Source organism: Candidatus Limnocylindrales bacterium (genome assembly GCA_035559535.1).
GTDB lineage: Bacteria > Moduliflexota > Moduliflexia > Moduliflexales > JAUQPW01 > JAUQPW01.
The window spans coordinates 80,435-95,432 of sequence record DATMBG010000040.1; the positions used below are offsets into that span (position 1 = coordinate 80,435).

11 protein-coding genes are annotated in these 14,998 nt (G+C 43.8%); 7 read left to right on the forward strand and 4 right to left on the reverse strand.

Features of this window, described 5'->3' with window-relative positions:
* Positions 1-1,035: 1,035 nt before the first annotated feature.
* Together mtaB and VNM22_14475 are read left to right on the forward strand one after the other, a co-directional pair.
* Positions 1,036-2,328 carry a tRNA (N(6)-L-threonylcarbamoyladenosine(37)-C(2))-methylthiotransferase MtaB gene (gene mtaB / locus VNM22_14470; GenBank protein ID HWP48366.1) on the forward strand — a complete coding sequence of 431 codons (1,293 nt, stop codon included), beginning with the start codon at positions 1,036-1,038 and terminating at the stop codon, positions 2,326-2,328.
* 441 nt (positions 2,329-2,769) lie between these two features.
* A complete protein-coding gene (locus VNM22_14475) occupies positions 2,770-3,639 on the forward strand; it encodes a DegV family protein (protein ID HWP48367.1) in 870 nt (289 codons plus the stop codon).
* Positions 3,640-3,653: 14 nt separating this feature from the next.
* On the opposite strand, the gene VNM22_14480 is transcribed toward VNM22_14475, so the two are convergent.
* Positions 3,654-4,808 carry a DUF2226 domain-containing protein gene (locus VNM22_14480; protein ID HWP48368.1) on the reverse strand — a complete coding sequence of 385 codons (1,155 nt, stop codon included), beginning with the start codon at positions 4,806-4,808 and terminating at the stop codon, positions 3,654-3,656.
* A 66-nt stretch (positions 4,809-4,874) separates the two neighbouring features.
* Complete coding sequence (locus VNM22_14485; GenBank protein HWP48369.1) at positions 4,875-5,891, reverse strand: response regulator; 1,017 nt, start codon at positions 5,889-5,891, stop codon at positions 4,875-4,877.
* Positions 5,892-6,058: 167 nt separating this feature from the next.
* Between VNM22_14485 and VNM22_14490 the strand changes: the two genes are divergently transcribed.
* The 5 genes from VNM22_14490 (at position 6,059) to VNM22_14510 (ending at position 10,958) form a co-directional block, all read left to right on the forward strand.
* Positions 6,059-6,844 carry a glycosyltransferase gene (locus tag VNM22_14490; GenBank protein ID HWP48370.1) on the forward strand — a complete coding sequence of 262 codons (786 nt, stop codon included), beginning with the start codon at positions 6,059-6,061 and terminating at the stop codon, positions 6,842-6,844.
* 12 nt (positions 6,845-6,856) lie between these two features.
* Positions 6,857-7,609, forward strand: coding sequence for an ABC transporter ATP-binding protein (locus VNM22_14495; GenBank protein ID HWP48371.1), 753 nt, complete (start codon positions 6,857-6,859; stop codon positions 7,607-7,609).
* Between the two features lie 44 nt (positions 7,610-7,653).
* On the forward strand, positions 7,654-9,339 hold the full coding sequence (locus tag VNM22_14500; GenBank protein HWP48372.1) for a hypothetical protein: 1,686 nt from the start codon (positions 7,654-7,656) through the stop codon (positions 9,337-9,339).
* Between the two features lie 108 nt (positions 9,340-9,447).
* Positions 9,448-10,341 carry a hypothetical protein gene (locus VNM22_14505; protein ID HWP48373.1) on the forward strand — a complete coding sequence of 298 codons (894 nt, stop codon included), beginning with the start codon at positions 9,448-9,450 and terminating at the stop codon, positions 10,339-10,341.
* A gap of 20 nt (positions 10,342-10,361) precedes the next feature.
* A complete protein-coding gene (locus VNM22_14510) occupies positions 10,362-10,958 on the forward strand; it encodes a TlpA disulfide reductase family protein (protein HWP48374.1) in 597 nt (198 codons plus the stop codon).
* A 265-nt stretch (positions 10,959-11,223) separates the two neighbouring features.
* Here VNM22_14510 and VNM22_14515 read toward each other — a convergent pair whose 3' ends face one another.
* The gene (locus tag VNM22_14515) at positions 11,224-11,730 is read right to left on the reverse strand and encodes a hypothetical protein (protein ID HWP48375.1); all 507 of its coding nucleotides are present in this window, start codon (positions 11,728-11,730) and stop codon (positions 11,224-11,226) included.
* 72 nt (positions 11,731-11,802) lie between these two features.
* Positions 11,803-14,520, reverse strand: coding sequence for a [protein-PII] uridylyltransferase (glnD, locus tag VNM22_14520; protein HWP48376.1), 2,718 nt, complete (start codon positions 14,518-14,520; stop codon positions 11,803-11,805).
* Between the last annotated feature and the right edge of the window lie 478 nt (positions 14,521-14,998).

Here is a 14,998-nt window from a genome sequence, read left to right on the forward strand (position 1 = left end):
CGCAGGCATGCCACTCTTCTTAGGATTTCGTCTGAAAAAATAACCTGCAGGTTAGTCTCAGTTATCCTGAGAAGGGAGGACTCTCACGCTTCCGGGAGGTAAAGGGAGAGTGGGAACCCAGGCCACCTGCAAGCTCCTTCCTGACGCGGAGCTAATCATTACCCATATTTTTCATTTCGAGGATTAAGAGAGGGTTCAAGGAGTCCCCGGGTTGAGTAGCAAAATGGATTAAACCCCCTTTAGGCGGGCAAGATCCTTCTTTTTGTAAAACGAGTCATTAATCCTCAAAGTCTATCCTGCCCCATGGAAGAGGCTTGGATACGAGCTTCCGTTTCACTTCCAATTTACTTGATCCCCAAGCCTGGTTAAGCAGTTTTGAGTCCCCTTCTCCGAAATCGAAAAATGCAGGTAAAGAGAAGAAAGCTTCGAGAGAGGGGAGAGGAAAGTACCATCGCGCTTCCAACTAAGCCTTATCCCGACGTGTCCACAGCATGGGAGAGGGGAAAGGGGTGGAGGCCGATAAATAATTTGCACAATTTGTTCCAACCGGCCAGACCCTCTGCACTATCAAATGAGGACGTTTGATCTACTCTTTCCTATGAGTTGCTGTGTGAAGGACTGGGGAATGCCTGGGAGGATACCTTCAACGGGAGATGACAAGGGTAACCTGTAACGCTCTCGAGGAATTCAAAATTCCGTCAAGTTTCTGTAGGAAGATTTATAAATTTGCTAAGGACCTGTGTTATCAGGCAATTACGATGGATTACCTGGAAGAAGCATCCAGGATCTGCCCTGAGTAAGACAAAGGGTTGCCGTACCTGACCTTAAGTCAACAGGTTAACCGATCCCTTAAATCCCAGAGAATTCCCGGTTTGGGAGGTTGACAGGGGGAGAATTAAAAGCTATATTTCGCATAGGATTCAATGATCATTGGCGATTATTATTTGGGAACGAGAAAGTGTAAAACGTAATGCCGGGTAAAACAACCAGGTAAACCTTATTCCATTTGTTCATTACGTTTTACGTTTTAAACCTGTGCCGTATCGTGCTTCTTTTTATACCCTGGGTTGTCGCTTAAATCAAGCCGAGACTGCCATCATTAGTAAGACCTTCGAGGAGAAGGGTTATCAGATTGTTGACTTTGATAAAGAAACGGATCTGTGTGTTATTAACACCTGCTCGGTCACAGAACATAGCGAAGCCAAGTGCCGAAATATTATCCGTTCTGTCCTTCGGAGGTCTCCCCGGGCATTCATTGCAGTGACCGGTTGCTATGCCCAAATTGGAGTCGATAGCCTTAAAAAAATAGAAGGAATAGATCTGATTGCAGGGACCGAATATAAAATGAAATTAGCCCAATATGTTCAAGAGCCTCTCAAGCTCCCGACCCCGGTCATTCTTCATTCGCGGCGAATATCCCGGGATAATTTTATCCTGGAAACAACCGGAAATCATAATGAGGTGACCCGGGCTAACTTAAAAATCCAGGATGGTTGTGATTTTTTCTGCACATTTTGTATTATTCCTTTTACCCGGGGGCGTGAAAGAAGTCGGAAGTTAGGAGATTTACTCCGGGAAGCCACCGAGCTGGCCCGACAAGGCCATAAGGAAATCGTTTTGACCGGGGTCAATATTGGAAGATATTCCGATGAAGGAAAAACCCTTTTGGACGTGATTAAGGCCTTAGAGGAGATCGATGAAATCCAGCGTATTCGGATTACTTCCATTGAACCTACCACTGTTCAGGAGGAAGTAATAGATCATATGGCCTCTTCGCAAAAGCTCTGCCCTTATTTTCATATTCCCGTTCAAAGTGGGGACGATAAGATCCTTCGGGCCATGAACCGAAGGTATACGGTCAGAGATTATGTTCAATTTGTAGAACGGATTATGCAAAAAGTTTCCGAGGTAGGATTAGGGACCGATATCATCGTAGGATTCCCGGGAGAAGGAGAGGCTGAGTTTGAAAATACCCGAAGGCTTTTGGAAGAGCTTCCCTTAAGTTATGCCCATATATTCAGCTACTCTAAACGTCCCATGACCAAAGCGTCTAAAATGAAAGAGACGGTCCATCCTGAAATTATTAAGGAGCGGAGTCAAATTCTTCGAGAGCTTTCTGCAAAGAAACGGCAACAGTTCTACAGTCATTATCTCGGGAAGACGGTTCGGGTTCTGTTTGAGACTCGAAATGAAGAAGGAATTTTTACCGGTCTTACTTCTAATTACATGCGGGTCGGTACCATTACCGGTCTGGATCTGTCCCGCCAAATTCGAGATGTCAAGATAACCGAAATTCTGGGAGATATGGCCTTAGGAATCCTGATTTAACAAAGGAACAGGTTTTTTCAATGACCACATCGAGGTTCTTGTTTTCCTTTATCATACCCTTTCTACGTTGAAACTTCGTATGCCTCACCCCCTTCCCCATAGGAACGATCCCACCTTGTGGAGGGGGGATGCTAACCTCCTGACCTCCCTTCCCGACGCGGGAAGGAGGAACCGATGGTTGCTAGATTCCTGGGTTCTCCTCTTCCCTTGAAGAGTACATTTTTGCCTACAGCCCTGTTTTCTCATCTCAAGACTCTATTTGCCTTAAGAAAACATAGGGCAGAACCTGGAAGGAAAGGGGAATGGGAACTGTGATACCAGGTATAGGCTCCTGAACTCATTATTTTCTTGACAGAATCCGGAATTTGTTCTAGAGAATTCAAAAACAGTTAAATCGAGAGGGTTTTATTAAGAGCTTTAAAAAAGAGGAGAATCTAAAGTATGGGTCAAGTGAAAATTGTAACAGATACCACGGCGGATCTGTCGAAAGAATTGCGAGAGACCTATGATATTAGAATGGTTCCCACGACGATTTCTATTGATATGAAGGCTTATAAGGATACCGTAGAGCTAAGTGCCGAAGAGTTTTACCAAAAGATGAAAGAATCGGATAAAACTCCTGTGACTTCTCCTCCTTCTCGAAAGGAGTTTTCTACCGTTTATACCGAATTAAGCCAGATCACCGACACCATCATCTCCATCCACCTTTCCTCTAAACTCAGCAAAACATTCGAAGTAGCCACCAATATGGCTAAATATTGTATAGATTTAGCCCGAAAGCAAGGAAAAAATCTCACCATTGAAGTTGTAGATTCTCAGAATACCAGTATTGCCTTAGGGATGATTGTTATGGAAGCGGCGAAGTTGGCAGCCGCCGGGAAAAATAAGAAAGAAATTTTAGACTATCTGGATAGACTGATCCCACAAGTTAAGACGCTCTTTATGGTAGATACCCTGGAATATCTTCAAAGGAGTGGTCGGATTGGTCGGGCGGCTGCTTTCATTGGGAACCTCTTTAATTTGAAGCCTATCTTCAGTATCGAACAGGGGGAAACGACGGCTAAGGATAAAGTCCGGGGAGGAAAAGTCTTCGAGCGCCTTATAGAACTCATGAAGGAGGAAATACCCGCCGGGAGCAAGATTAGTTTAGGATTTGCCCACGCCATGGCTGAAGATAAAGTTCGAACCATGCAGCAACTGGTAGAAGCCCAGTACGATTGTGTAGATGTTTATATTTCGGTTATGGGTTCCAGCGTAGGAGCCACCGTTGGTCCAGGCTCGTTTGGAATGGTTTATTATCCTGCACAGTAGATTCGCTTCAGGTTCTAGCCCAGAAGTTCAAATAACGCCCTATCCAATCCGTATTTTTGAATAAGTTCTTCGTCTACCATCTTAACCGAAGCTAATCCTTTTTGAGCATAGGAGACGATTTCTGCACGGGGGTGCTGAGGGGTTTGCAGATAACTTATACACTGATCCAGTACGTCGCTAATCCCCAATACCATCTCATCTGGAGATGTTGCATCCTCTATGGTGAAGTTGTTCTTATTGGCTAATAAATTGTCATGGAGCGATTTGAGAAACGGATAGTCTTCCGACTTTTGAGAAAGCGTCTGCAAAAAGACTCTGAAGAATTGACCTTTTCCAAAAAGTCGATCTAAGGATTGTTCTATTCCCAACACGATCTTTTGTATCACTTCCAACACTTCTGTAATATCCGTAGTTGAAAATGCTTCTGAGGTCTCCAGCTCCTCCTCTTCTGCTTCAGAAACAGGTTCCAGCTCGGCTTCCCCCTCCTCTACCGGGTCAACTTCTTTCTCTTCCTCTATTTCCTTCCTGGGAGTCGGGATAGGTTTAGCCGGAGTTGACTTTTTAACCTTTCCGGAATCTGTAACCTGGTATACGTTCATGACATATCCTACTTCGTTAGCAACTTCCAAAATTTTAGCCAGACCTTTTTTCCCGGATAACGTAACGCCATCTTCTCCGCTAAACAAACTTTCAATAAGCCTTCCTTCTTCCAGAAAAATAAAAGCCTGACCGTGGCCCTCGTTCATTTGAATTTCTACGTGCCCGGTAATCGCCTTGGTTTTGAGGGTAACCAGAAGATTTTTAATCTGGGTAAACTCGGATAAAAGGTCTTTATATAAGATTGAACTATGAATCGTCCGCAACATCATTTTAATGACCTGAGGAGAAAGCTCCTGAACGGTTACAAATCCTCCGGCCCCTTGTTTAACTTTTTTTATAATGTTAACGACCGCTTCTTTGCCAAGAACTTTAGGTTTTCCATCCTGATATTCCTCTATACTTTCCATTAACTTCCCGTCTTCATAAATAAGGGCACCCTCGTAATTATCAAAGCGAACCCGAATATACCCGGTAAAGTTATCTTTTTCTAGTTCCCGGAGAACTCCATCTATATTTATAAAGGATGTTTTGAGATTTTCAATGATTGCCTTTCCTTGCGGGTATAACATAATCGTAACTTCGGGATTCCAAGGCTCAAGAGATCGGACTTGATACCTTAGAGTCTTCTTATTTTTTTAACCGAACAGATCATCCGCCAACTGGTCATAGTCTGGTTTTTCCTGCTTCTTTTTACTTTTCTTCTTTTCAGGAACCCGGATAATCTTCTGGTTGTAGAGTTTGAGAATTAATTTGAGTGTATCCAGTTGGTTATAATTACTATGATAAACAACCTCGTCAAGGGTTGAATACCGATTAATGAGATTAAGAATATTTAACTCCTGGATACTTAGCCCTTCTTCGGTTAAAGAGGTTACTTCCAGGGGAGTATCCGGAGAAGGAAATTGATCCAGCAAACGGTGATACTCATCTAAACGCCGCATCCCTTCCATGAGCAAACCTTCTGCACTTTTTTTCATAGTGGCGACGGGTGGGAGAACTCCTGTATCAAAGGTGAATTGTCCACTTTTCCAGGTCAGTAAGCGATATACCGCTTCTTCCCCCTTTCGTCGATCCACTATGGCATGGATTACGTTCCCATCCTGAAAATAAATCTCTCCTTTTCGTTGCCCCGATGTAACAACCAATCTGCCGGTCTTTTTGGTAAGAACCACAAAGGTCTGAAAAAGCTCTCCGATACCTACTTCTTGCAGGTTACCTTTAATGGCGGCGACGTCTTTTTCCGTCTCCGCCGTTGAGGTTCTCTGAGCAACCTTCACCCGCTCAGATCTCTGGAGTAAAGACCGGATACGGGCTACGACTTCCACGATGTGGAAAGGTTTACTGATGTAATCATCGGCACCGGCATTTAGACCTTTGACCCGATCTGAAACATCTTTTTTAGCCGTCAGAAAGATAAAGGGTATCGAAGCCGTACGAGGATTATTGCGCAACTGTTGACAAAAATCGAAGCCGTTCATATCCGGCATCATCACATCAGAAATAACCAGGTCTGGATCTTTCTTTTCTATTTGTTCCAGCCCTTCTACCCCATTGCTGGCAATAAAAACTTCATAACCTTCATCCTCTAAAGCAACGGTTAGTAATTCTATCATTCCAGGTTCATCTTCCACGATCAGAATCCTGTGGGCCATCGCTCTATCCCTCTTTAAAATCTTTAAGGTTAAATCCTTTCTGGTGAGACAAAGATCAGATAATTAAAAATGGACATATAAAAATGGCATATAAATTGTAACTTTGAGAGAAAAGATTAAATTGGAAATCATTATATAAAGTAAAAATTTGGAGTCAAGAAAAAAGTATGAAGGTTTCTACCCCGGGTTCCTCGATTTATTTATCTATTATTATTCCGGTCTATAATGGCGGAAACCAAATTGCAGGTAGTGTAAAAAAAATTATTGATTCTGTAAAGGATCGGGGTTATACTTTTGAAATCATTTTGATCGATGATGGAAGTCTAGATAATACAGGTCTTGAAATTACAAAACTGGCAGAAAATCTGCCCTGGATTCGCTCTCTGTTTAATGAGCAAAACAAAGGAAAAGGATTTTCTGTCCGAAAGGGAATCTTAGCTTCCAGGGGAGAGTATGTGCTTTATACCGACGCAGATGTAGCTTATCCGATTTCTCAAGTAGAAGATCTGCTAAAATGCCTTCAAGAAGGGTACGATATTGCTTTGGGTTCCAGGGCGTATGAAGAATCTCGATTTATTTTAAGTCCTCGAGATTTTAGATATATCTTTCAAAGACATCTGATCGGTCGGATATTTAATCTATTTGTTCGTGCCGTTCTTTTAGAACAAATACGAGACACTCAGAGCGGTTTTAAGTGTTTTACGAGAAAAGCCGCCTTGCACCTGTTTTCTAAACAGTTTCATAATGATTTTAGCTTCGATGTGGAGGTCCTTTTCCTGGCCCAGAAACTGGGTTATCGTATTAAAGAAATCCCTGTCGTTGTTGAGTACACAGGAGGGCCCAGTAGCGTTAAGTTGCTGAGAGATTCCTTCAGGATGTTCTGGGAAGTCTGGCGCATTAAATTCGATTACTGGCGAAGATGTTATCGATTAGATGAAGTCCGACGGATTTAACTCTCTCCGATTATGACCATCGAGATTAACCATCTTACTAAAAGATACGGTAACATCACGGCAGTATCTGATCTGACCCTCCAAATTGCCCAGGGGGAATTTTTCGGGTTTTTAGGTCCCAACGGAGCCGGAAAAACAACGACCATAAAAATCCTGGCCGGATTGTTAAAACCAACCTCAGGAACAGTTCGAATTGCGGGTTTTGATATCCAGCACCAACCTTTGGAAACCAAACGGATTATTGGATTCATTCCAGACCGACCGTTCATCTACCCAAAGCTAACGGGACGGGAGTTTCTGAAGTTTGTCGCAGGGCTTTATGAATTGGAGAGCGATGTCTGTCTAAAACGGATCGAACGGCTTCTAGACATGTTTGAATTAACCGCCTGGGGAGATGAACTCATAGAAAGTTACTCCCACGGCATGAAGCAAAAATTAGTCATGTCTTCAGCTTTACTTCATCAGCCCAAAGTTCTCATCGTAGACGAACCCATGGTGGGATTGGATCCCAAAGGGGCCCGGGTAGTTAAAGAAATTTTTAAACGGGTCAGTCAGGAGGGAACTACGATTTTCATGTCGACCCACAGTTTGGAAGTTGCCGAACAAATGTGCCATCGTATCGGGATTATCCTCAAAGGAAATCTTATTGCCCAGGGAACTATGGGTGAATTACAGCAAATGGCCCAAACTTCCTTGAACCGACTGGAAGATATCTTTTTAGAACTGACCGGTGGTTCCGAGATACAGGAAATCGCCGTGTTTTAAAAAATCATGCCCTCCTTATTCCTGATCTCTGACTCCCAAAGAAAATGACCTTTTCCGCCGAACTCGGCCTTCTTTTCCGGCTTAAAAGAAAAACCCTTAAAAACAACCTGACTTACCTCACCGGAGAGAAGGTAACTAAATTTCTTCTCCTCTTAACCCTGACGGTTGGTTTCCTCTGCCTGGATTACCTATTTTTCCACCGAATCCTCTCTTACCTGGCAAAAGTTCCCGTGATCGGAACCATTTTGACCGTCCGTCTTTTAAATATGACCTTTCTGACCTTTTTTTCTATGCTCCTTTTTTCCAATATCATTACTGCACTTTCGACCATTTATCTGTCCACGGACCTTAGTCTTCTTCTCTCATCCCCTATCCGAATTACTTCTGTGTTTATTTCCAAGTTTATAGATACCATGCTCCATAGCTCATGGATGATCCTTATTTTTGGTTTTCCTATTTTTATGGTTTGCGGTCAAGTCTATGCGGCCCCCTTTTTTTATTATCTTCTCATTCCGGTTATTCTGATTCCTTTCCTGGTTATACCGGCGAGTCTGGGGATCGGGATAACGGTTCTCCTCATGAGATTCTTTCCGGCCAAACGAACCCAGCAAGTTTTAACAATTCTGGGTGTCCTACTGGCCGGAGTAATGGTTATATTTTTCCGGTTTTTAAAACCAGAACAACTTATTCAAGAAGTAGGAGTGACCGAACTCCTGCAATACCTCAGTCAGTCCCGAATACCCTCCTCTTCTTATCTACCCAGCACCTGGGCCACCGAAGCCCTTATGGGTATCATTGAAAAAAAACCCGAAGCAGTCGTGAAAAACCTCTTCCTGCTGGGTTTGGGAGCTTCCCTTTCCTTCGGGTTTATCCTTTACCTGGCTACTCGATTCTATTATGAGGGTTGGTCCGGTTCTGCAGAATCTAAAACGGTTAAAGCAGTTCAATGGCAGACTTCACCGGTAGATACCCTCCTTTCCTCTCTTACCTTTCTCCACCCTGTCAGCCGGGCTCTTCTGATGAAAGACCTGAAAATTTTCTGGCGGGATACCTCCCAATGGTCTCAATTACTCATGCTAGGAGCCCTCCTGATTATTTATTTCTTCAACATCCGAAATCTTCCATTGGATAACATTTATCTCAAGAACCTGGTCTCTTTTCTAAATCTCGGTCTGGCCGGGTTTGTCCTTGCGGCCTTGGGCTCACGATTTGTTTATCCCACGACCAGTCTGGAAGGGGAGAGTTTTTGGGTCCTCCACAGTGCTCCTCTGGATTACCGCCGATTTCTGCTTGAAAAATTTTTTCTCTTCCTATTCCCCCTTATAGGTCTGGCCGAGGTGTTAGTCGTGGTGTCTAACCTTCTTCTTAAAGTAGATTCTTATATGATGGGACTGTCTGTGATCACCATTTTTTTTATTACACTGGGATTAACCGGTCTGGGGGTCGGGATGGGAGCTCTATATCCTAAATTTATCAATGAAAATCCTGCCCAGATAGCAACCAGCCTTGGTGGAATTCTGTATATGATTTGTAGCCTGGGCTATATTGGATTGATAATTGTTTTAGAGGCCCGACCAGTCTATGTTCACTTCTCAGAACAGCTATTTTTCCGTTCTATAGGTGGAGTTGAGGTTTATCTCTGCTATGGGATAGCCCTGCTAATCAGCCTGGTGGTTACCATCCTGCCCATTCGAATGGGGATTTCTGCATTGAAAAAATTAGAGTTATAAAATCGGAATCCTGAATAATTACTAAAAAATTACTTGCTTTTTGTCTCCAGAGCGCGCTACACTAAAAACAAATTAGTTAAGTTCTTGGTTAAAAAGGGAGGGGAAGCTATGAAAGTCTCGGCAGGCCTTGTAGTTAGTTTTCTAATCCTTTTATGGGTAAACAATCCGGTTTCTGCCAGAATATATAAGTGGTATGACCGCAATGGGGTTGTGCATGTCGCCAATAAGTTTCCCGACCAGGCCCATGAAAAGGATGGGGTGTTTTCCCTTGAAGAAGTGGATGTATCGGAACCTTCAGGTGTGGTATCTTCTGCAAGCTTATCGATCCTGAATGCTCAAGCTTATTGGAGCGATGGGCGAGTGACGGTGGTAGGGGAGGTGCAAAATAATACTTCGTCTCAATTGGTGGATCTACGACTTCAGGTGGTAGGATATGATTCTTCTAATAAGCTTTTTAATATGACCTGGGTAACTCCAGACCCGTCGGTCCTGGATGTAGGAAAGTCCGGGGTTTTTAAAACCTATCTGGAAGATCCTTATCAATCTGTTAATCGGGTAGAAATTCGATGGGTTGACGCGGAAAATGTCCAGAGAACCCTTTCAACGGTTTATGTTACGAAACCCGGGACGGAATCCTCTACAACTTCCCAAAACGTATATACCCCTAGACAAGAAGCCCCTGTAACCGGCGCACCCTATTCATCCGTACCTTCCAGTCCGACGCCTTATTACGGTACCACCGGGGGATATGGGTCTATGATGTATGGGTTTGTCCCTTATCTACCCCCTGTTTATGTTCCTTATTCTTACGTGTATCCGGGTACGGTTATCTATAACAAAAAGATATTTATTTGTCATCGCTGTGGGATACCTCCTAAATTACCTTTTCGTTTCGATCCACCTGTTCGTTTTAATCCCCGGGCTATGCCGCAGAGTCCTGTGATTCCTATTCAGGAAGGAAAAGCAAAGGGAGGTTCGGATGTTTATCGGAGAAACCGTTAACTTTTCTTTGGAATTAAGTTATGAGATCAAAAACGGGTATGCTAACCTTTGAAGGTAAAGAGAAAAAACTGATCACCCTTCTTATCATCAGTCCCATTCTTTTAGTTCTGGGGATTTTCACGGTGACTTTTTTCCACAAAACCGGTACCAGTCAACCCCTGCAAAAACTGGAACCTCCACGGGAAGGATCTCTGGCTCCGAACTTTACCTTTCCTGACCTGGAAGGCCGGCCGGTGAGCTTGAGCGACTTCAAAGGCAAAGTGGTTTTTGTCAATATCTGGGCAACCTGGTGTCCGACCTGTGTCGATGAAATGGCTTCTATGCAACAGCTTTACGACCGGTTCAAAGGAAGAGATTTTGAGATTCTCTCGGTGAGTATCGATGCGTTGGGAGAGCAGGTTGTGGTTCCCTTCATGAAAAAGCATCAACTGACCTTCCCGGTGCTCTTGGATCCAACCGGAAAAATCAAAAAACTTTATGCAACTACCGGAGTTCCCGAGAGCTTCATTGTAGATAAAAACGGAACCCTCGTACTAAAGGTTATAGGACCTCAAAACTGGGCGGCCCGGGAAGTTGTTACCTACTTTGAGAATCTCCTCAAACAGGGATCAGGATAATCCTTTATCACCTTACATAGAACCTTAACCGGTGTGACCGGTGCTGACAGAAGCAGAGTAATTTATTGAGGTAAACCTTTGATTCCTCTCTAACGCTGCCTGGTAGGGGCGCAAGGCCTTGCGCCCCTACCAGGGGGATTTCTTCAACTCTGTAAACTTTCCAATAAGCTGGCGAGGTTAGGTGAGAAAAAACTATTCCTGAAAGCTACACCTCTCTCCCGAAGTTTCGGGAGAGGAGCCGGAGGTGAAGGCAAAGTAAACAGGTTCAGGTTTCAGAGGAAATATCCGATATTTTAGGCTCTGTCAACGCACGATTCAGGCTTTCCAGCAATCTTGAATTTTCTCCTACATAACGATACTCAAGAAAAAACGCCCGGATATTGAGAATAACGGCCAGAATCGCAAAAAATCCATGGATCCAACCGGGGATAAGGAGGGTATGGGCTGCCGAGCCCATGGCTACAACAACGATGGTAAGAAGGGTAGAAAGGAGTGCGAAAGGAAAAACTCTGGCTTTGAACCTACGGGTCTTCTGAATATAATCAAAGCCTAAATTGTTGGCGAGAACGGCTTCTTTAACACTTAAACCAGAACCGATGAAGTGGGTAAAGACGATGGAGTGGACAACGCAGGTGAAGAGAGCCGTGAGCAATCCGGCTCCGATGTGATATTGAAAAAGCCAGAGGGATTTCATTGCAATAAATCCGAGAATAACTGTGATACTAAAAGCAAGGAGGTTCAGGCTAGCCAGAAGGACAAAAATGAATTGCATGGGTTTCAGGAATCAGAGATCAAAAGTCGGAGACCACTTTAACTCTTGGTTCCGATCTCTGGTTCCTGGCTTCTAAGTAAGGTTTTTTTCCAGTTGAGTCCGGATTTCATAGAGATGAACGTTATCTGTAAGTTTCTGTCCTTTTATATCTGTAACATAAAACACGTCAATAACCTTATTGGCTTCTGTGTTGATTTTAGCCAGGTAAATATCCAAACCCAGACCGGTTAAGGTTCGAGCAATGGTATAGAGAACCCCCAGCCGATCTTCGGTAATGACTTCCAGAATGGTATGGGTACTGGAAGCTTTATTATCGAACCGAATTTCAGTAGGAATTTGAAGTGCCTGAGGCCTTTTACTGGGATGGGGCAGGGACCCTGCTTTAAAGAGGGTTTCTGTAAGGCGTGCACCGGTGAGCACGGAAGTTAAATCCTCTTCAAATCGTCTCAGTTTACCGGGGCTGGGGGGTTCATCCGGATAGAAATCGGAGATCCATAGGGTATCCAGGGCAATGCCATCCTTTCGAGTATAAATTTCTGCTTTGAGAATGTTAATCCCATTTGCCGCCAGACAACCTGTAATATCGGCGAAAAGGCCGGGTCGGTCGGAGGTACAGACGGTCAGGGTTAGATACCCGGTTTTTGGATCTTGTGCATACCAGGTTTTGAAAATTTTTTCTCCTCGTTCATCAATCAACCGCAGATGTTCTAAGATAATCTCGGCAGAGGTTCTATAAAAATAGCTGGAGGGCATGGTGTCCAGGTGATATTGAAGCCTGGCTTCATTGTAATGACCACGGAGTTGCTCTCGAAGCGAATCCAGGATACCGGGCTTTTGGATTTCTGTTAAATCTTCTTCAAACTTTTGTCGGGTTAAATTGTAAAGTTCCTGGAGTAAAGTGGCATTCCAGCTATTCCAGATATTCGGCCCTACGGCCCTCATGTCGGCATAGGTCAGTAGATATAACATGCGGAGATTATCTGCAGAACCCAACTCCTGGGCAAATCGCGTAATAATTTCCTCATCGTAGATATCTCGACGGGTTGCCAGCTTGGACATGCTTAAATGTTTGAGAACCAGAAGCTCAACGGTCTTTATATCCTCTTCCTTAGCTCCGAGCCGGGTTAAAACATTTCTGGCAATCTGGGCACCGACCTGGGAATGATTCTCTTTGACATGCTTACCGATATCATGAAATAAAATTCCAAGCCTCAGATTAGCCGGTTTCTTTATCTGGGTGAAAATCTCGACCAGGGGTTTCAATTGAGGATCTTCGGATTCGGTGAGTTCCTCCAGATTCCGTAGAGCGATCAAAGTATGTTCATCGACGGTATAATGATGGTAGAGGTCAAATTGAACCCGACAGGTAATATGTTTAAATTCCGGGATGAACTTTTCCAGAAATCCAGAGCTTTGCATGGCCCGAAGAATTCTATACAGGTCCCTACCGGATTCAAAGAGAGATAAGAAAAGCTGATTAACCCGTTTTGAAGCACAAAAGGCGTCATCAACCAAATGTAAATTAGACCTTATGAGACGGAGGGTGTGGTCGCTGGGAATGGCACCAACTTTCTGAGCAATAACAAATACCTCCATTAATTTCTCCGGGTCTTCTTCAAAAATGTTTTTGTTCCCTTTGTCTGGAAAAATCGTACCATCGTAAACTGCAAAACCGTTATGGAGGCTTCTTGTCCTCAGTTTAGCGATCAATCGACGGGTCCTGGATTTATTTTTGCAGGCCTTACGCATAAAGATAGAGGTAATATCTGCAATCTTTCGGGATTGACGATGATATTGCTCCATAAACTCCTCAACGGCCAGAGAAGAAGAAGTATCCTTGTATCCCAGAAAACGGGCCACTTCTGTCTGTACGTCCACATATAACACATCGGCTTTTCTACCGGCCAAGAAATGGAGATGATTTCGTATCTTCCAGTAAAATTCCAGGGCATTTACAACCTCGTGACGATCTTCCTCCAACAGATATCGTTCTCCGACGAGATAATCCAGATCCGAAGTCCCAAATTTAGCCTGGGAAACCCATCGTATCTCATGGATATCCCTTAAACCCCCTGGACCCTCTTTAACATTGGGTTCCAAAACACATCGAGAATCTTCATACTTCTTTAACCGGGCTTCTCGATCCAGAAGCCTGTTTTTAAGATAAGTATCCAACAGGGAGGTTCCGATCAGGTTCATGGCCTTTCGATAGTATTCGTCATAGAGTTCCCGAGTTCCGGCCAGATAACGAGAATCAAGAATAGCCGTTATAATCGTATGATCGGTGGGCATAAGCTTGATCACCTGATCGATGGATCGGCAACTGTTTCCAATTTGAAATCCCAAATCCCAGAGCATATACAGAATCCGTTCGGTGATCGTCTCCACAAAAGGGGTCATGGTATAAGGATACAAAAACATGATATCAATATCCGAATACGGATTTAACTCCCGTCGCCCATATCCCCCCAGTGCAATCAAAGTACACTCAGAACCCAGTCGGGTCATTTTCCGTTGATATTCTTTCACGGCCCGATTAAACAGGTTGATCAAAACCGCATCCAGTAAACCCGTATATTCTCGAACGACCCATTCCCCCCTGACGCCTCTTTCATGATCCTGTCGGATTTTATCCTTATATTCCCTGATAAAGGATTTATACACTTCAAAATCAATTTGCCGTAATTGAACATCCTGCTCCAGTTCCTGGGTCCTGGAATTGGTTTGAAGCCAGACCTCCTCTGCCTGATCTAGCCGCTGGGTAAGTTGGGTTTTGAGATCCGAGATCATAAAATTATCATTTATCCGCCGTCCGTTGCTCCTGGCCTGTAGGGGTGAAAACAAATATAGAAATGAGAGCCTTCCATCACAAACAACGGTTCACGGGCTATTTTTTAAAGTTTTTTATAACTCAACACCTGTCGATAGAACCAACAGCCGCCGACATAAATACTATTAAAGATTAATATAGATTTGACTAAAAAACAATTTCTTTTAAATTTTCTTAATTTTTTTTATAATAGAACCCGATATTTTCGATTTCAAGGAGCTTTTTCCTTTTCAGAAGAGGAGGGAGATAACTTTTGCATTTTCTGGGGCTTGGGTAATTAATAACTTCCCTTCGAAGAAGGAGGGAAAAAATATGGGATTCAGGTATCCGAATCCGTTTAGTAGGTGAAAAAAGAAACACCCCCTGGCCCCCCTCCAGGGGGGACTGACACAGAGTTGCTGCTGCTGAATCCCCCCTGGAGGAGGGCCAGGGGGGTGT